Here is a 17,243-nt window from a genome sequence, read left to right on the forward strand (position 1 = left end):
CGGAATCGAGGATTTCATGTCTCGGCAGTTGTTGGCCCTGGTGCTTGGGCCTCTACTTGGCTTGTTCGTTGTCTGCATCGGCAACGCTTTCATTTCTTCCCTTACGACCCTGCAGTTGGACGCGGCCGGCGAATCGGCCACCGTCATCGGCATCATTTCCTCGTCGTACTTCATCGGCCTGACGCTGGGCGCCATCTTCAACGACCGCCTGATCCTGCGCATCGGCCATATCCGCGCCTACAGCAGCTTTGCCTCGCTCATCGCCGTCACGGTGCTGCTGCAGGGCCTGATCTTCAATCGCGAAGCGTGGTTCATGCTGCGGCTGATCAACGGCTGGGCCAGCGTGGGCGTATTCCTGGTGGTCGAGAGCTGGCTGCTGCTGGCGGGCGACCCCAAGATGCGCGGCCGCCTGCTGGCGCTCTACATGATCTCCCTGTACGGTTCCGGCATGCTGGGCCAGGTCCAGCTTGGCGCCATCACCCAACTGGGCGACATGGCGCCGTTCATGGTGGCCGGGCTGCTGGCCTCGCTGTCGGTGCTGCCCATGGTCATCATCCCGCGCGTCTCGCCCCTGGTGGAACGCGTGGAGCCGCTGTTGCCGCAGCACCTGGCGCGCATGACGCCCACCGGCGTGATGGGCTGCTTCGGTTCAGGCGTGGCCATCGCCGCCATCTACACCCTGTTGCCGCTGTATCTGCAGCGCATCGGCCTGGACATGGCCCAGGTGGGCAAGATGATGGGCGCCGTGATCCTGGGCGCCATGGTGCTGCAGTACCCGGTCGGCCGCTGGTCCGACCTGCGCGACCGCCAGGTGGTTCTGATCGCACTGGCCGTCTTTTGCGCCGTGCTCAGCCTGCTGATCCTGCTGCTGCCTGCCGGCTCGCCGCTGCTGATCGTGCTGCTGTTCCTGCTGGGCGGCGGCGTGTTCGCCATCTATCCGGTGGCCGTCAGCCATGCCGCGGACCGGGCGCCGGCCGATGCGCTGGTGCGCATGATCCAGGGCCTGCTGCTGATCAACTCGCTGGGTTCGGCGCTGAGTCCGCTGGTGATCTCGCCCGTGATGGCGAAATTCGGCGAAGCCGGCCTGTTCTGGTGCTTCGCCCTGCTCAACCTGGGCCTGGTGACCTTCTTCACGTGGCGCCGTGGCGAACGCCCTGCCCCCGCGCCCGTCGCCCCGTTCGCCGCGGCCGCGCAAATGTCTCCCGTCGGCGTCGAGCTGCGAGTGACCGAAGACCTGATGCAAGGCGCCCTGGACCACGAAATGACCGAGGACCTGACCAACGTGGTCCCCGGCGCCGGGGCCGCGCAACCGGTACTCTCGACCGCGCAGGACACGCCGCCGGCGGCGTAGCCGGACCCGGGCCTGCGCAAGGCGGACAGGCCCTAGCCGCGCTGGCTCAGGGCGCGGCTGATGCGGTTGCGCGCCACGGTGGTACGCGGCACCTTGAAGGGAAACCAGCTGCGCACGTCCTCGTCCAGGCCGATGCCGTGCATATAGTTGTAGATGGCCTTCTTCAGCCCCTTGCCCAGCGCGTCGTGGTCCACGCCCGTGGGGTCATGAAAGCCGATATCGTTCTTGGCGAACGTGACCGGAGGCAAAGGCTGCAGCGTCACCCCGTATTCCTCGGGGTTTTTTCCCACCGGCGAATGGACCGTACAGGCAAAGCGGTGGAAAAAGCCGCTCTGGATGCAGTCGTTCTCGAACAGCTGCCGCACATACTCCAGCGCATCGACGGTGTCCTGCACCGTCTGCGTGGGAAAACCGTACATCAGGTACGCATGCACCAGGACGCCGGCATCGGTGAATGCGCGCGTCACCCGCGCCACCTGGTCGACCGACACGCCCTTCTTCATCAGGTTCAGCAGCCGGTCCGAGGCCACTTCCAACCCGCCCGACACGGCGATACAGCCGCTATCGGCCAGCAGCTCGCACAGTTCCGGCGTGAAGGTTTTTTCGAAGCGGATATTGCCCCACCACGAAATACCGGCATTGCGTTCGATCAGTTCGGTCGCCAGTGCCTTCAGCGACTTGGGCGGCGCGGCTTCGTCGACGAAATGAAAGCCGGTCTGCCCGGTCTCGCGCACGATGGTTTCAATGCGGTCGGCCAGCACCGTGGCCGATGCGCCCTCGTAGCGGCCGATATAGTCCAGGCTGACATCGCAGAAACTGCATTTCTTCCAATAGCAGCCATGCGCCACGGTCAGCTTGTTCCAGCGCCCGTCGCTCCACAGGCGGTGCATCGGGTTCAGCATGTCCAGCAGCGACAGATAGCGATCCAGAGGCAGGCCGTCCCAGGTGGGGGTGCCCACTTCCGCAAACGCGACATCGGGCTCGACCATGTTCACGTACCGCACGGCTCCGGTGTCGCCGTCGCGCAGGAAGGTGCGCACCAGGCGCTGCCGCGAACGCTTGCCTTCCACATGCTCCATCAGGGCCTGCAAGGGGCGCTCGCCGGCATCCAGGGTGACGTAATCGAAATAATCGAACACGCGCGGGTCTTTCAATTCGCGCAGCTCGGTATTGACGAAACCGCCGCCCAGCACGGTGACGATGGCCGGGTTTTGCGCCTTGATGGCCTGGGCGATCCGGAAGGCGGCGTAAACGGCGCCGGGAAACGGCACCGACACCAGCACCATCGTCGGCGCGTGGCGCGCCAGGGCTTCTATCGTCAGGTCGCGCAGCGTGTCGTCCACCAGGTTCAGGGGCGCCGCCAGGGCCTGGGCCAGGGGGTCGAAGGTGGGCTGGCTGCCCGCCAGCGATTCGGCATAGCGGACGAACTCGAATCGCGAGTCGATGGCGTCACGCAGCACGTCCGCCAGATCGTTCAGATACAGGGTGGCCAGGTGCTTGGCGCGATCATGCAAGCCCAGCGCGCCGAATGCCCAACCCAGGGGATCGCCGCCATCTTCGTCCATGTACACGTCCAGCGTGCTGAACCGCGGGCCCTCGGGCAGGAAATTGCGGCCCACGATACGGTGCGCCAGGGTGGGATCGCGGCCTTGAAGGAACGCGATCGTCGGCCCTATCGTGGACAGGTAGCGGGCCTGCATGGCCACGAAGGCCTGGATCGCCGGCGTGTGCTTTGCAATCGGCAGCGCGTCTACCCGTTCCGCCACGGCCCGCAGGCCGTCCACGGACAGCAGCCGCAGCACCAGGGCAAGCGCCAGGTCTTCCTGGAACGATGTCACCCCGCGCGAGCGCAAAAAACCGGTCAGGTAGGCGGTGGACGGATAAGGCGTATTCAGCTGCGTCATCGGCGGGATGACGGACAGCACGCGTAAAGGCAAGTTGGACATTAGGCACGGCAGGGACTGCCGTAAAAAAGCGGGGATTGGCGTAATTATAGGCAGCGCTCACAACACCCCATCCAGCCAATCCAGCACGCGGCGGTTCAGGAGCGACCGGTTGGCCGTCTCGCAGTGATCGCCGGCGCCCTCGGCCGCCGAAAAGCGCAGCAGTTCCTTGGGACAGCGCAGTTGATCGAAAAATGCCTGGGTGCCCCCGGCCAGGGGGTCGTTCTCGGCCAGCGTCATGAGCGTCGGGCAAGCGATCTCGCCGACGCGGCCGTCCATCGTGAATTGCTCGATCGAACACAGATAATCGCGCAGATTGTCGACCCCATGGACCCAGAAGCCACGCTGGACGATTTTCCATTTGAATGCAGGATTCGACAGCAAGAACTGAGCCAGCCTGTCCAGCACCGGCTGCTCGAGTTCTCCCAGATTGGCCGCGCCTTGAGGGGAAGCGCCAAACTTGAGCACCAGGGGACGGATCAGCCCGGCAAGGCTCCACTGCCCCGGGTCGGCGATACAGGCGGCCAGCCGATGCTCGCCAGACGCGGCTCGGGGCGCAAGATGGCCGCCGAGGCTCCAGCCGCTCAGCACAATGCGCCGCTCGTCAACCAGGGGCAGACCCGCGGCGCAATCCACCACAGCCCGGACGACCGTCTCCCAATCGGGGCGCAGGGCTATGCCCTGTTCATAGAGCATCCCGCCCTGGCCAGGCCCGTCGAACACCAGGCAGTGATAGCCCCGTCGGGTGGCGGCCACGGCCGAGGCAAAGTACATGTCGGTGATGGTGGCGTCGTATCCGTTCGTCAGGATGAGAAGCGGCCGGACCTCGGCCTCGCGCCCCACGGCGGGAATGAGGTACGCGGGCATGGACGTGTTCTCGAACGGAATGCGCAGCGGAGCCACGGGAAATCTCGACAGCGCCAGCCCTTGGTTGAATGCGTCGACCTGCTTGCGGAAGGCGGCCACCAGGCGCGGATCCACCGGCGCGCCATAGAGCGGGCGGTAGGAAGTGGCATAGAACGCGCTTGCGCGCAGGAACAGTTCCCTGGCGCTTGCGTCGAGGCCGCGGCGCTCTGCCTCTTGGGCCTGCGCCGCCAGCCGGTCGCCGGCGGCGACCCAGGCCTCGTGGAAGGCCGAGTCGTCGCCGTCCCCGACGGCGCGTCCGACCGCCAGAATTTCACCCAGATCCGCGCCCCCATAAGGCAGGTAGGCCACGGGCCGCGTGCCAAAGTCGTCGTGGAGATCGTTCTTGAAAGCCAGGCCCATGGTGGTTCTCCGCAACTGTCAGGGTAAGCACGACGCAGAGGAAGGCGGGACTGCCCACACGCATTGGTCCCGAACCCGCAGGCTACATGAGCTGCGCTTGTCTTGCGATACCGTCTATCCCTGATCCGCGCGCCTGCCCATCCCGGCCGGATGACAGCGCAATCACAATCTTCAAACGGGCGGACAATCGTTCAATACGTCACCGCGGGCGGATGGCACATTGCCTGGGTTCTTCCCACCCCGGCATCCGAAGGAGTCATCCATGCCCATCACCGCGACCCCCACCCCCGGCGCCAAGCTGCTCTCCCCCAAAGACCACACGCTCATCATGATCGACTTCCAGTCGCAGATGGCGTTCGCCACGCATTCCATCGACGCCGTCACGCTGCGCAACAACGCTGCGCTGGTGGCCCATGCCGCCGCCGGCTTCGGCGCGTCGACCATCCTGACGACCGTGGCCGAAAAGAGCTTCTCGGGCCCGATGTTCGACGAAGTCGTCGCGCCCTTCCCTGGCCAGGCGCTGCTGGACCGCACTTCCATGAACACCTGGGAAGACGCGGCCGTCATCAAGCAGGTCAATGAAATCGGCAAGAAGCGCATCGTGCTGGCCGGCCTGTGGACCAGCGTCTGCATCGTGGGCCCGGCCCTGTCGGCGCTGGACCAGGGCTTCGAGGTCTATGTGATCACCGACGCCTGCGGCGACGTGTCGGCGGAAGCCCACAACCGCGCCATCGAGCGTATCGTGCAGGCAGGCGGCCAGCCGATCACCGCATTGCAGTACCTGCTGGAAATGCAGCGCGACTGGGCCCGCACGGACACCTACGACATGACGACCGGCATCGCCAGGAAGTTCGGCGGCGCCTATGGCCTGGGCATCATCTACGCCAAGTCCATGTTCAACGCCCACGAAGGCTGATCGGAGGACGCTGATGAAGGTCTACCTGGTTTCGCTGGGGCTCGGCCTGCTGGTCGGGATCATCTACGCGCTCTTCAACGTGCGCTCGCCGGCGCCCCCCGTGATCGCCCTGGTAGGCCTGCTCGGCATCCTGGCGGGGGAACAGATTCCCCCGCTGATCAAGCGCCTGCTCGCGGACGAAGCCACGCGCACGTCCTGGATACAAGAGCAGGTAAAACCCCATATGTTCGGCGAACTGCCCAGCTGCCCCAAGCCCGCCGCCGACCCCGCCCGACAACCCGCCGATGCATGTGGAGACAAGCGCAATGGCTGACACTCTGGACCCCGCGCGCCTGGGCGCCCCCGACCTGATCCTGCACCAGGGCCGCTTCACCACCCTGGATCCGGCCAATCCCGTGGCCGACGCCGTCGCTATCAAGGACGGCCGTTACACCCGGGTGGGCACGGCGGCCGACGTACTGCCGCTGGCCGGCCCCGGCACGCGGGTGATCGCGCTGAACGGGCGCGGCGCGCTGCCTGGCCTGATCGACAACCACCTGCACATCATCCGCGGCGGCCTGAACTACAACATGGAACTGCGCTGGGACGGCGTAACCAGCCTGGCCGACGCCATGGCCATGTTGCGCCGTCAGGTCGCCATCACCCCCGCCCCGCAATGGGTGCGCGTGGTGGGCGGCTTCACAGCGCACCAGTTCGCGGAAAAGCGCCTGCCCACCATCGAGGAACTGAACGCCGCGGCGCCCGATACGCCCGTCTTCATCCTGCACCTGTACGACCGCGCCCTGTTGAACGCCGCCGCCTTGCGCGCGGTGGGCTACGACAAGACCACGCCCGCGCCTCCGGGCGGCGAGATCGTGCGCGATCCCGCCGGCAACCCCACCGGGCTGCTGCTGGCCAAGCCCAACGCGTCCATTCTTTACGCGACGCTGGCCAAAGGCCCCAAGCTTCCGTTTGAGTACCAGGTGAATTCCACCCGCCACTTCATGCGCGAGTTGAACCGCCTGGGCGTCACCGGCGCCATCGATGCGGGCGGCGGCTTCCAGAATTACCCCGAGGACTACCAGGTGATCCAGCAGCTGGCCGACGCCGGTCAGCTGACCATCCGCCTGGCCTACAACCTGTTCACGCAAAAACCCAAGCAGGAAAAGGAAGACTTCCTCAACTGGACCGCCACATCGCAGTACAAGCAAGGCACCGATTACTTCCGCCACAACGGCGCGGGCGAGATGCTGGTGTTCTCGGCCGCCGACTTCGAGGACTTCCGCCAGCCGCGGCCCGACATGGGGCCCGAGATGGAGGGCGAACTTGAGGAAGTGGTGCGCATCCTGGCGCAGAACCGCTGGCCCTGGCGGCTGCACGCCACCTACGACGAGACCATCTCGCGGGCGCTGGACGTGTTCGAGCGCGTCAACCAGGACGTGCCGCTGGCCGGCCTGAACTGGTTCTTCGACCATGCCGAGACGATTTCGGAGCGCTCCATCGACCGCATCGCCGCCCTGGGCGGCGGCGTGGCCGTGCAGCACCGCATGGCGTACCAGGGCGAGTACTTCGTCGAGCGCTACGGCGCAGGCGCGGCCGAGGCCACCCCGCCCGTCAAGCGCATGCTGGAGAAAGGCGTCAACGTATCGGCCGGCACGGACGCCACCCGCGTGGCCTCCTACAACCCGTGGGTCTCGCTGTCCTGGCTGATCACCGGCAAGACCGTGGGCGGCCTGCGGCTGACCCCGCAACGCAACTGCCTGGACCGCGACGCCGCGCTGCGCATGTGGACCGAGAACGTCACCTGGTTCTCCAATGAACAGGGCAAGAAGGGCCGCATCGCCGTCGGTCAGCTGGCCGACCTGGTCGTGCCCGACCGCGACTTCTTCGCCTGCCCCGAATCGGACATCGCCGGCACCTCCAGCCTGCTCACGGTGGTGGGCGGCAAGGTGGTCTGGGGCGCGGGCGAATTCGCGCCGCATGACGAATCCGCACCGCCGCCCGCCATGCCGGACTGGTCGCCCACCCGCCTCTTCGGCGGCTACGGCGCCTGGGGCGACGGCGAAGGCAAGCCCCTGCAGGCCACGCTGCGCGAAGCTGCCGCCGCCTGCGCCTGCGCCAACGACTGCAATGTCCACGGCCACCAGCACGCCGGCGCCTGGGCCAGCAAGCTGCCCGTATCGGACCTGAAAGGCTTCTGGGGCGCGCTGGGCTGCGCGTGCTGGGCGGTATGACGGCGCGCCGCCTGATGACCTCGCCAGCCGTGCGCTGGCTGGCCCTGCTGGCGCTTTGCGGCGCCTACATACAAGGCGGCCTGGTCAAGTTGCTGGACTTTGGCGGCGCGCAGGCCGAGATGGCGCATTTCGGCCTGCAACCCGCCCATCTGGCGGCCGCCGCCGTTATTCTTCTGGAACTGGGCGCAAGCGCGCTGGTCCTGTCCGGACGCCTGCGGTGGCTGGGCGCGCTGGCGCTGGCCATCTTCACGGCCGCCGCGGCGCTGATGGCCAACCGGTACTGGGAAGCCCCCGCCGACGCGCGTTTCATGACCATGAACGCGTTCTACGAGCACTTTGGGCTGGCCGGGGCGTGGGTCCTGGTCGCCTGGCATGATCTTACGGAGCGCCCGCATGGCCGGAGCTGATCGCAATCCCTCCCCGCCTGCCGCCGTCGGCGGCATGGCCCCGCTCAAGCACACGCTGTTCGCGGTCCTGTGGGGCGCCACCATCCTGGGCAATATCGGCAGCTTCATGCGCGACGTGGCCAGCGCCTGGCTCGTCACCGACCTGTCGTCCAACCCCGCGGCCGTCGCCATGATGCAGACGGCCGCCACCCTGCCCGTCTTCCTGCTCGCCATCCCGGCGGGCGTGCTGTCCGACATCCTGGACCGGCGCCGCTTCCTGATCATCATCCAGGTGCTGCTGGCCTGCGTCAGCTTCACGCTGCTGATGATGGCCAAGACCAACACGCTGACCGTGGAATACCTGATCGCGCTGACCTTCCTGGGTGGCGTGGGCACGGCGCTGATGGGCCCGACCTGGCAGGCCATCGTGCCCGAACTGGTGCCCAAGGCCGAACTGAAAACCGCCGTGGGCCTGAATTCCCTGGGCATCAACATCGCCCGAGCGCTGGGCCCGGCCGTGGGCGGCCTGCTGCTGGCGGCCTTCGGCGCCGCGGCCGCCTATGGCGCGGACGTGCTCAGCTATGTCTTCGTGATCGCCGCACTGTTGTGGTGGAAGCGGCCCAAGAAGACCGACGACGGGCTGTCCGAGCAGTTCTTCGGCGCCTTCCGCGCCGGGGTCCGCTATGCCCGGGCCAGCCACGAACTGCATATCGTGTTGCTGCGCGCGGCGGTGTTCTTCATCTTCGCCAGCTCGGTATGGGCGCTGCTGCCGCTGGTGGCGCGCCAGATGCTGGGCGGCGGCGCCGGTTTCTACGGCGTCCTGCTGGGCGCGGTGGGCGTGGGCGCCATTCTAGGCGCGTTGGTCCTGCCCCAACTGCGTCTGCGCCTGAGCACCGACGGCCTGGTGCTGGCGGCCGTCGGCGTAGCGGCCGTGGTGATGGCGGCCCTCTCGTTCGCCCCGCCCCAATGGGCCGCCGTGCTGCTGCTGTTGCTGCTGGGGATGGGCTGGATCGTCGCCCTGACCACCTTCAACGGCGTGGCGCAGGCCATCCTGCCCAACTGGGTGCGCGGCCGCGGGCTGGCCATCTACCTGATGGTGTTCAACGGCGCGATGGCCGCGGGCAGCCTGGGCTGGGGTCTGCTGGCGCAGAACATCGGCGTGCCCGGCACCCTGCTGGCGGGCGCCGCCGGCCTGCTTGTCACCGGCATGGTGCTGCACCGGATGCGCCTGCCGCAGGGCGAGGCCAACCTGGATCCGTCCAACCATTGGCCCGAACCGCTGCTGGACGCCCCGGTGGAGCATGATCGCGGTCCCGTCATGGTGCAGGTCGAATACCGCATCCGGGTCCAGGACCGCCCCGCCTTCCTGCAGGCCCTGAAGGCCGTGGCCGAAGAGCGCCGGCGCGACGGCGCCTACGCCTGGGGCATCGCGGAGCACACCGGCGACCCGGAGCGCGTGCAGGAATGGTTCCTGGTGGAGTCGTGGGCCGAACATCTGCGTCAACACCACCGCGTGTCGCAGGCCGACGCGGATCTTCAGGGCGATGCGCAGCGCTTTCACATCGGCCCCGGGAAGCCGGTCGTGCATCATTTCCTGGCGCTGGACATGCGCCCCCCCAAACCCGGCCCGGCGGGCTGAACCAGGAAGGGCACGCTCAGTGGGCCGAGGCGTCCAGGAAGCGGTGCACCACCCGCACCGCGGCCGCGCCTTCGGCGATGCTGGCCAACACATGCTTGACCGAACCCGCGCGCACCGCGCCCACGGCGAACACGCCTGGCTGGGAGCTTTCATAGGCCCGGGCCTGCATCGAGCCGGCGGCGGCGCGGCCGGTGTGGATGTATCCCAGCTCGTCCGTATCCAGGCAGCCGTCCAGCCACGCCGTGTTGGCCTGGGCGGACGCCTGCCCCGCCGCCCCTTCCTGCATGCCGGTGGCCACGATCAGGCTGCGCGTCTCGATCATCCGGCCATCGTCCAGCCACACACGGTACGGGTAGCAAGTGCTGTCAAAGCCGCTGGCGGTGCACACGGGCAGCACATGGGATCCGAACCGGCTGCTTTGATCCTCGGCGCGGCGCAGCAGCCCGCCGTCGCACAGGCCGGTAATCGTGCCGGGAAAACCGGACAGGACATCCGCGCCAGGCGCGTCGCCGCAGGAGAGCGAGCCGCCCACCAGCAGCGTCTGCAGACCCTCGGACGCGGCATAGGCGGCCGCCGCCAGGCCCGCCGGACCGCCGCCGATCACGGCCAGATCCAGCACCGGGTCCTCCGAGCCTGCCCTGGCGGCCGAACGCAGGATGGCGCCGCCAAAGGGCCGTTGCCGCAGATACCCGATACGCCTCAGGATGAAGGCGCGCAGCACGATCTCGGCCAATGCGCCCTCGGTCAGGATCAGTCGCTCCAGCGCCGCCCGGCCGACCCGCAGCAGGCGGCTGGCGGACACGGCGCGCACCGTGACCGCGTTGGGACGGTCGGTGAACAGATCCAGGCTGCCCGTAAACTCGCCGTCACGATGCACAAGCAAACTGTGCATGGCGCCGTCGGCCTCGCATTCCAGCACCTCGACATAGCCCTCCAGCACGATGTGGAAGGCGGCTACCCGGTCGCCGCTGCTGAACAGCACGCTGCCGGCGGCGACCGAGATCTCTTCGCCATAGGGCGCGGCGCGGTCGATCATGGCGCGGTCCAGCATCGGAAACGCCTGCGCATGCAAGGCGGCCAGGCTGGCGGGCGGATCGCCGGACATAGCGCCGGCGGCAAGACGGTTCATGAAGACACTCCCGGTTCATCCGAGGAAATCGGCAAGATACTGCGCAAGGTAGCCTCGGGCGCGCAGGCCAGTCTTGCGCACTTGAGTCCTGATTTGTATGAAAGAGTAATGATCGCACTAATGCCGGACCCGCACCCGACGCCCCGCTGCCAGGGCCGCAGCGCGCTTTTATGCAAATCAGCGCACTGGCATTCAATCCCTTGGACACCGGCTTGCCTGGCATGACGCGACGCCACGGTTTATTCTTTGCGGGAACATGAGTTCCACCGCCATCCCTGCCCCGAACCATGCCGCAACTGCTTGACGCGCCCTCCAGCCTGCACGACGTCTATCCTGGCGCGTCGATCCAGGCGATCCGCACCAGCCCCGGCTGCAAGGCCGCGCTGGAGATCGCGCGCGTGGGCTATGCGCGACCCGGCTTCGGCACGGCGCGATCCGATGGGGATGGCGACGGCTTCCTGCTGAGCGTATCGCTCACCAGCACCGAGCGCGTCCTGTATTGCTCGAACCAGCCGCGCCCCATGCCGCTCTCGCCCGACGAAGTCACCATCCGGCGCGCGGGCGACGCCTATCGCGCCGAACTGACCACGCCCTTCGACTTTCTGTATTTCCGGGTGTCGCCCGAATCGCTGGACCAGCTGTCGGATGACCTGGGCGTGGCGCGCATCCGGACCCTGTCCTGCCCGCCCGGCCAATCCGACCCTGTGCTGGCCCACCTGGGCAACGCGCTGCTGCCCGCGCTGGCCGACCCCGGCCGCGCCGACCCGCTGTTCGTGGACCATCTGGCGCAGGCCGTCCAGATCCACATGGCGCAGGCCTATGGCGGCGCCGCCTCTGACAAGGCGCCCGACCTTTCGCCTGCGCGCGGCGGCCTGGCGCGCTGGCAGGAAAAGCTGGCCAAGGAAATGCTGGCGGCCGACCTGCTGGCCAGCGTGTCGATCTCCGACGTGGCCCAGGGCTGCGGGCTGTCGCGCAGCTATTTCATCAAGGCGTTCCGTCAGACGGTGGGCACCACCCCGCATCGCTGGCTGCTGGAGTGCCGCGTGGAAAAGGCCAAGCTCCTGTTGCTGAAGTCCGATCGCCCGGTGTCGGACATCGCGCACGATTGCGGTTTTTCGGATCAGGCCCACCTGACCCGCGTCTTTGCCAGCACGATGGGCGCCCCGCCCGCGGCCTGGCGCCGGCGGAACCGGAGCTGATCCGACATGCTTGAACGTACGCAGTTGTCGATCAAGGGCAGCACCGGCATGTGGCGGCGCTAGGACAGCCAGCCCTGCAATTGTTCGACGGTGACCCCGACTCCGCCGCACACGATCACGACCACCCGGCTTGCGTCGGGAAAGTAATCGCGCAGCTTATCCATGCCGGCGATGGATGCGCCGCATGCAGGCTCCGTCAGCAGCCGATGCGCGGCCAGCAGGTCCCAGCAGCCTTGTACGGCCTCGCCATCGGTGACCACGTGGCTTCGGATGGTCAGCTCGCGGGCCAGCCCGATCGAGCGCTCGCACACTTTGCGCGCGCCCAGCGAGGTCGCCAGGCCCGACACCTGGGCCAACTCGACGGGATGGCCTTGCACCAGCCCCGCCGCGTACGAAGCGGTTCCCGCCGTTTCCACGGCCAGAACGCCCACATCCCCCCAGCCATTGCGCAACAAGCCCTCGCCGACGCCAGCCAACAGACCGCCGCCGCCTACCGAACAGATGATCGCGTCGGGTTTGCCGCATTGCGTGACCAGCTCGTCGATCATGGAGCCATGGCCTTCCCAAAGCAGCGGATCGTCAAAGGGATGGATGAATTCGGAATCGCCGCCCAGCAGCGTCTGCGCGTGCGCGTTGGCCTCCTGCCAGGAACCGCCATGAACGATTACCTCAGCTCCTTCGCGCCGGATAAGGGTCTTGGCCTTCTCGGTCGTGGTCTCGGGCACGACGACGGTCACCGGTACGCCCAGCTGGCTGCCGGCGTACGCGACGGCGTAGCCAGCATTGCCCCCCGACGAGGACACAAACCGTCTGGCGCCGCGCCGATGCAGGACCTCGCAGGCGTGGCCGACTCCGCGCAGCTTGAAGGAGCCGCAAGGCTGAACGCTTTCAAGCTTGAGTAGAACGTCCAGGCCCGCGCGCAGGGAGAATTCCGTCGAACGGATGGTGGGCGTATTCACATGCAAGGCCATGTCGGATAGTCCTTTATTGAGATTCGAAGCGGCGGCCGGGCAGTATAAGTGCGCCGCCCATTGCGATCAGCGCGGCAAAGCCCGGCGCGGATGCGGGTGTTCATCGATGTGGTCCCGGCCCTCAGGCGAAATGGCCGGCCCGCGGGCTGGCAACCACGGCGCATGCGCTGCCGGGCCGGACGATCCCGTACTGCCGCGTGGAATACACCACCCCCGATTCCTTGAAATGCAACGCCACCGGCTCCTTCTCCGGCGCCGTCAGGAAGTGGATATGCCCGGCGACGTCGCCCGCCGTCACCTGGTCGCCAATTTCCGCGCCGGGCTCGAATACCCCGTGTTCGGAGGCGATCACATAGGCCCCGGCTCCGCGCATTTCGAAATAGGCTTGCTCAGCAGGCCCGGTCGGGGACGGCCCGTCGGCCATCACGCCCCAGAACCGCAGCACCCGCAGCAGCCCTAGCCGGCACAGGTCCAGGGCGGAACGCGTGACCACGCCGCCGCCGGCCATTTCGGTGCTCACGCAAGTCAGGCCGGCGGCCAGGGCTGCCGTCACGCACAGGCGGCCATCCCCCAGGTTGTCCATCACCACGCACATGGGAGCCTCAAATGTCCGGGCCGAGGCCAGGCAGCGCTGGAACTGCGCCTTGTCGGGGCAAGGAACGACGATGGTGCTGGGCACGATGTTCAGCGACGAGCCGCCAGAATGCAGGCTCAGCAAAGCATCGGCGCGCGGCAGCAGCTCGTCGTTGACGAACGCCGCGATCTGCTCGGTGATCGTGCCGGCGTGGTCGCCGGGGAAAACCCGATTCATGTTCTTGCCGTCGACGGGCGAAGTGCGGCGCCCGGCGCCCACGGCGGGCGTGTTGATGGCCGGCACGATGATCAGGCGTCCCCGGATGCTTTCCGGCTTCAGCGAGCGGATCAATTCGCCCAGGGCTATCGGCCCCTCGTACTCGTCGCCGTGGTTACCCCCTTCCAGCAGAATCGTCGGTCCGTCGCCATTGGCGATGACGGTCAGCGGGACACGCTCGGTGCCCCAGGCGTCTTCATGCGGCGAATGCGGAAAGTACACATAGCCGGACTGCTTTCCGGGCTTGTCGAAATCGATTTCCGTAAAGTAGGTGGCCCGCTCCTTGTTCCGGGCCGGCCTATGCTGTCCCGATATAGATCTGAGTCCGGAGCCGAAGCCCCCCACAGCCGCAACGCCATTCATGATGCACCCCTCGCGCTGATTTCGTGGTGTAGATGCTAGGGCGCGAACGAGCGGCATACAAATGCTGTTTGACGATACAAGATATACTTTCCCAGCATACTAAGGCCTGGAACCACGCCATGATGGACCTGAAGCAGCTTCGATACTTTCTTGGGGTGTGCGACGCCGGCAGCATCGCCGAGGCCGCCCGCGCCATGCACATCGCGCAGCCTGCGTTGTCCCGGCAGATATCGGCGCTCGAGACGGCGCTGGGCGTGCCGCTATTCACGAGAATGCCACGCGGAGTCACGCTCACCCGGCCCGGGGAAGAGCTCCGCCTTCGGGCGCTGGACATCCTGCACCGCACCAGCGCCATCGGCGACCAGGTCCGCGTCGCGTCCAGCGGAATGGCAGGCACGCTACGGATCGGAGTCATGCCCGGCTATAGCGCCATCCCTCAACTGACGGCGGCCATCCGGAAACTGCAAGAGGCCTCCCCCGCCGTCAGTGTCCGGATCGAAGCCATGCATTCCGCCGAGCAGCTGGAAAGGCTGCACCGGCATCACCTGGACGTGGGCATCGTCGCCTGGCGTTCGCCCTTTGACGCCGCCTTCACAGGCGTCCCGATATTCGATGACCGCATGGCATTGGCGCTGCCTGCGCACTGGCCCCAGGCACGCCAGCGAAAACGGCTGCGCCTGCATGACCTGGCCTCCCTGCCCCTGCTGATGTTCCCCCGTGAGCGCTCCCCTGTGCACTATGACAAGGTCGTCCAGGCATGTGCCGCTGCCGGAATCGGGCAAGGACACAGCCAGGTATCGGTGATGGACACGTTGACCATGGTGGGCATGGTCGCGGCAGGCTTGGGCTACGCGATCGCGCCGCTGTCATTTCAGCAGCAATGGAAATCCCAGGTCGTGTTTGCGCCGGCCACGGATCTGAATATCCCCTTCACGCTTGAGCTCGTCAGATACTCGCGGCGCCAGGATCCGCTGGTTGACCACTTCTTCCGGCAATGGGAACCCGCGCCCTAACGCAGCCCGGCAACATTGACTGTTACTGCTCCGCAGGCCTGCACCAGCTCCGGATCGTGGCTGGCGAACAGCACGACGCGATCCTGGGACCAGGTCCTGAGCAGTTCGGCCAGCACGGCGCGAGCCCGCGCGTCCAGCCCGCTGCTGGGACCGTCGGCAATCACGACGGCCGGGTCGCCCAAGGCGGCGGCCGTCAGGAAGACCTTGCGGCGCGTACCCGTCGACATCTGTTCAAACCGCTTGTCCAGATGCGGCTCCAGGCCCAGCTGACAGGCCAGATCGAGCACGTCGTCGTCGACGGCCGTGTTCTTTTCCGCGGCCACTTGTTCGAGCAACCCCCGCCCGGTCTGCGTGGGAAGCGCCAGGCAGTTGTCGGGTACATAGGCCAGGCGGGCCTTGGCTTGCAGCGGCGCGTGGATCAGCGAGTGCCCGTCGATCCAGACGTCTCCTTCATCTGGCGCGACGACGCCCGCGATGATGCCCAGCAAGCTGGATTTTCCGGTGCTGTCTTCTTCGCATAGCGCCATGCATCCAGGCGGGAACGTATGAGTCAGCCCCTGGAACACGAGATGGTCGCCGTAGCGCTTGCCGAGATTGTCGATGCGTAGCATGCCGGCAGTTTACGCAGGAACGTGGCGCACGGGTAGACCGTGGCGCTGCGGCCAGGTGTATCGTGGGAAAATCAGCCTCGTTCAATACTTCAGAATGTGAAGGGTCCGGACGCAAGCCGATTGGCAACTGCCACCCGGGCGGAGGATCCAGGCCGGTAATCCCCATGATTGACGAAAACAGGCGAATTCAATCCGTCGAACGCGCAATGGGCCTTTTGGAAGCCATTGCCGCGGCTGGCGGCGAGGCGCGTTTGGTCGATCTGGCCGAACAGCTCGGTCTGAACAAGAGCACCCTCCATGGCTTGCTTAACACCCTGGCGGCGATGGGTTATGTGTCGCGCCATGGCACGCGCTACGCGCTGGGCTTGCGCTTGCGCGAGATCGCCCAGCCCCTGGCCGACGCGGACGCCGCGCTGCGCGCATCCTTTGCCCCGGTTTTGCGCTCCCTGGCCGACAAAACCGGCGAGACCTGCTATCTCGCGGTTCCGTGCGGGACCAGGGAATACTTGTATATCGATGCGGTGGAAGGGAATGCTTCGCTGCGCGTTGCAAGCCCCCGAGGGCGCCGGGAAGGACTGACCACGTCGGCCATTGGAAAGGTATTCCTGGCTCACGACCCGGACCTTGTGCGCAGCCTGCGCCGGGCCGGAATGATCTCCGGCGCGTTGGATGCCCAGCTGGCGGCCATCGCCGAAGCGGGCTATGCACTGGACCTGGAAGAGGCCGAACAAGGTCTGAACTGCCTGGCTCTTCCCCTGCGCCAAAAAGGCCGCGTCGTCGCCGCCCTGGGACTGGCGGGGCCGGCCCAGCGGCTTCGGAAGCCGGCATTGAGGCGGATCGCGGCAGCGGCCATGCAAGAGATATTCGACAATATCAAACTTTAGGCACCAGTCGGGCTCAGGCACTTCACAGCCGGACGGCCAGACGGAATCATTGGCAACTCCATATCCAACCCGGAGTTTTCCAGTGTTTGAAATCATTTCCCAGCAAGTCATTGAACGCGCCCAGTCCTGCGCTCGTCAGCAGGGATACGCCGTGTGCATCAGCATCGTGGACGCTGCCGGCCTGTTGAGCGGCTTTCTGCGCATGGACGATGCCGTGCCCGGCGCCATTGACGTCTCGATCAAGAAGGCCAGGACGGCGGCCCTGTTCCGGACCGACAGCATCCAGATTGGCGCGGCCGCGCAACCGGGCGGCCCCATCTATTCGTTGGAGGCCACCAATGGCGGTTTGATCAGCTTCGGCGGCGGTGTCGTGCTACATGACGGCGAGGGCAAGACGATCGGCGCTGTCGGCGTCGCTGGCGCCACGGTCGATGCGGACCAGGCCATCGCATTGACTGCCGCGGGCCGGCCGTGAGGAACGCTGCTCATCGGACCCACGCGGGCATATG

The 17,243-nt window shown here is 66.7% G+C and carries 16 protein-coding genes; 10 read left to right on the forward strand and 6 right to left on the reverse strand.

The genetic code is table 11. The features are described from left to right. Positions 1-16: 16 nt before the first annotated feature. A complete protein-coding gene (locus HLG70_RS08505) occupies positions 17-1,351 on the forward strand; it encodes an MFS transporter (RefSeq protein WP_171662199.1) in 1,335 nt (444 codons plus the stop codon). A 32-nt stretch (positions 1,352-1,383) separates the two neighbouring features. Here the strand turns inward: HLG70_RS08505 and HLG70_RS08510 are convergent, their stop codons facing one another. Both HLG70_RS08510 and HLG70_RS08515 read right to left on the reverse strand, forming a co-directional pair. Further along, on the reverse strand, positions 1,384-3,297 hold the full coding sequence (locus HLG70_RS08510) for a B12-binding domain-containing radical SAM protein (RefSeq protein ID WP_171662198.1): 1,914 nt from the start codon (positions 3,295-3,297) through the stop codon (positions 1,384-1,386). Between the two features lie 57 nt (positions 3,298-3,354). Next, positions 3,355-4,560 (reverse strand): alpha/beta hydrolase family protein, encoded by a 1,206-nt coding sequence (locus tag HLG70_RS08515; RefSeq protein WP_171662197.1) that lies wholly within the window; start codon positions 4,558-4,560, stop codon positions 3,355-3,357. Positions 4,561-4,822: 262 nt separating this feature from the next. Here HLG70_RS08515 and HLG70_RS08520 point away from each other — a divergent pair, with 262 nt between their 5' ends. The 5 genes from HLG70_RS08520 to HLG70_RS08540 are packed head-to-tail and all read left to right on the forward strand — an operon-like array spanning position 4,823 to position 9,714. After that, on the forward strand, positions 4,823-5,476 hold the full coding sequence (locus tag HLG70_RS08520; protein ID WP_171662196.1) for a hydrolase: 654 nt from the start codon (positions 4,823-4,825) through the stop codon (positions 5,474-5,476). Positions 5,477-5,489: 13 nt separating this feature from the next. Beyond that, a complete protein-coding gene (locus HLG70_RS08525) occupies positions 5,490-5,789 on the forward strand; it encodes a XapX domain-containing protein (RefSeq protein WP_171662195.1) in 300 nt (99 codons plus the stop codon). Beyond that, on the forward strand, positions 5,782-7,689 hold the full coding sequence (locus HLG70_RS08530) for an amidohydrolase (RefSeq protein ID WP_171662194.1): 1,908 nt from the start codon (positions 5,782-5,784) through the stop codon (positions 7,687-7,689). Before HLG70_RS08525 ends, HLG70_RS08530 begins: the two co-directional genes overlap by 8 nt. Positions 7,690-7,703: 14 nt before the next feature. Further along, positions 7,704-8,096, forward strand: coding sequence for a DoxX family protein (locus HLG70_RS08535; RefSeq protein WP_234103006.1), 393 nt, complete (start codon positions 7,704-7,706; stop codon positions 8,094-8,096). Continuing rightward, positions 8,083-9,714 carry an MFS transporter gene (locus HLG70_RS08540; protein WP_171662192.1) on the forward strand — a complete coding sequence of 544 codons (1,632 nt, stop codon included), beginning with the start codon at positions 8,083-8,085 and terminating at the stop codon, positions 9,712-9,714. Before HLG70_RS08535 ends, HLG70_RS08540 begins: the two co-directional genes overlap by 14 nt. 16 nt (positions 9,715-9,730) lie before the next feature. Here the strand turns inward: HLG70_RS08540 and HLG70_RS08545 are convergent, their stop codons facing one another. Beyond that, positions 9,731-10,843, reverse strand: a complete 1,113-nt coding sequence (locus HLG70_RS08545) for a Crp/Fnr family transcriptional regulator (protein WP_171662191.1) — start codon at positions 10,841-10,843, stop codon at positions 9,731-9,733. Between the two features lie 287 nt (positions 10,844-11,130). On the opposite strand from HLG70_RS08545, the gene HLG70_RS08550 reads away from it, so the two are divergent. Then, entirely contained in the window at positions 11,131-12,042 is a 912-nt protein-coding gene (locus HLG70_RS08550; protein WP_171662190.1) for a helix-turn-helix domain-containing protein, read from the forward strand. Positions 12,043-12,101: 59 nt separating this feature from the next. On the opposite strand, the gene HLG70_RS08555 is transcribed toward HLG70_RS08550, so the two are convergent. Further along, positions 12,102-13,013, reverse strand: coding sequence for a pyridoxal-phosphate dependent enzyme (locus HLG70_RS08555; RefSeq protein ID WP_171662189.1), 912 nt, complete (start codon positions 13,011-13,013; stop codon positions 12,102-12,104). Positions 13,014-13,134: 121 nt separating this feature from the next. After that, on the reverse strand, positions 13,135-14,085 hold the full coding sequence (locus HLG70_RS08560; RefSeq protein ID WP_250157088.1) for a succinylglutamate desuccinylase/aspartoacylase family protein: 951 nt from the start codon (positions 14,083-14,085) through the stop codon (positions 13,135-13,137). 260 nt (positions 14,086-14,345) lie between these two features. On the opposite strand from HLG70_RS08560, the gene HLG70_RS08565 reads away from it, so the two are divergent. Further along, positions 14,346-15,239, forward strand: a complete 894-nt coding sequence (locus HLG70_RS08565; RefSeq protein WP_171662187.1) for a LysR family transcriptional regulator — start codon at positions 14,346-14,348, stop codon at positions 15,237-15,239. On the opposite strand, the gene HLG70_RS08570 is transcribed toward HLG70_RS08565, so the two are convergent. Next, complete coding sequence (locus tag HLG70_RS08570) at positions 15,236-15,850, reverse strand: ABC transporter ATP-binding protein (RefSeq protein ID WP_171662186.1); 615 nt, start codon at positions 15,848-15,850, stop codon at positions 15,236-15,238. The two genes, HLG70_RS08565 and HLG70_RS08570, sit on opposite strands and share 4 nt — an antisense overlap. 164 nt (positions 15,851-16,014) lie before the next feature. On the opposite strand from HLG70_RS08570, the gene HLG70_RS08575 reads away from it, so the two are divergent. Continuing rightward, the gene (locus HLG70_RS08575; RefSeq protein ID WP_171662185.1) at positions 16,015-16,734 is read left to right on the forward strand and encodes an IclR family transcriptional regulator; all 720 of its coding nucleotides are present in this window, start codon (positions 16,015-16,017) and stop codon (positions 16,732-16,734) included. Between the two features lie 82 nt (positions 16,735-16,816). Next, positions 16,817-17,209, forward strand: coding sequence for a GlcG/HbpS family heme-binding protein (locus HLG70_RS08580; protein ID WP_171662184.1), 393 nt, complete (start codon positions 16,817-16,819; stop codon positions 17,207-17,209). Positions 17,210-17,243: the final 34 nt, after the last annotated feature.

Source organism: Achromobacter deleyi (assembly GCF_013116765.2).
In the GTDB taxonomy this organism is placed as follows: Bacteria; Pseudomonadota; Gammaproteobacteria; order Burkholderiales; family Burkholderiaceae_B; genus Achromobacter; species Achromobacter deleyi_A.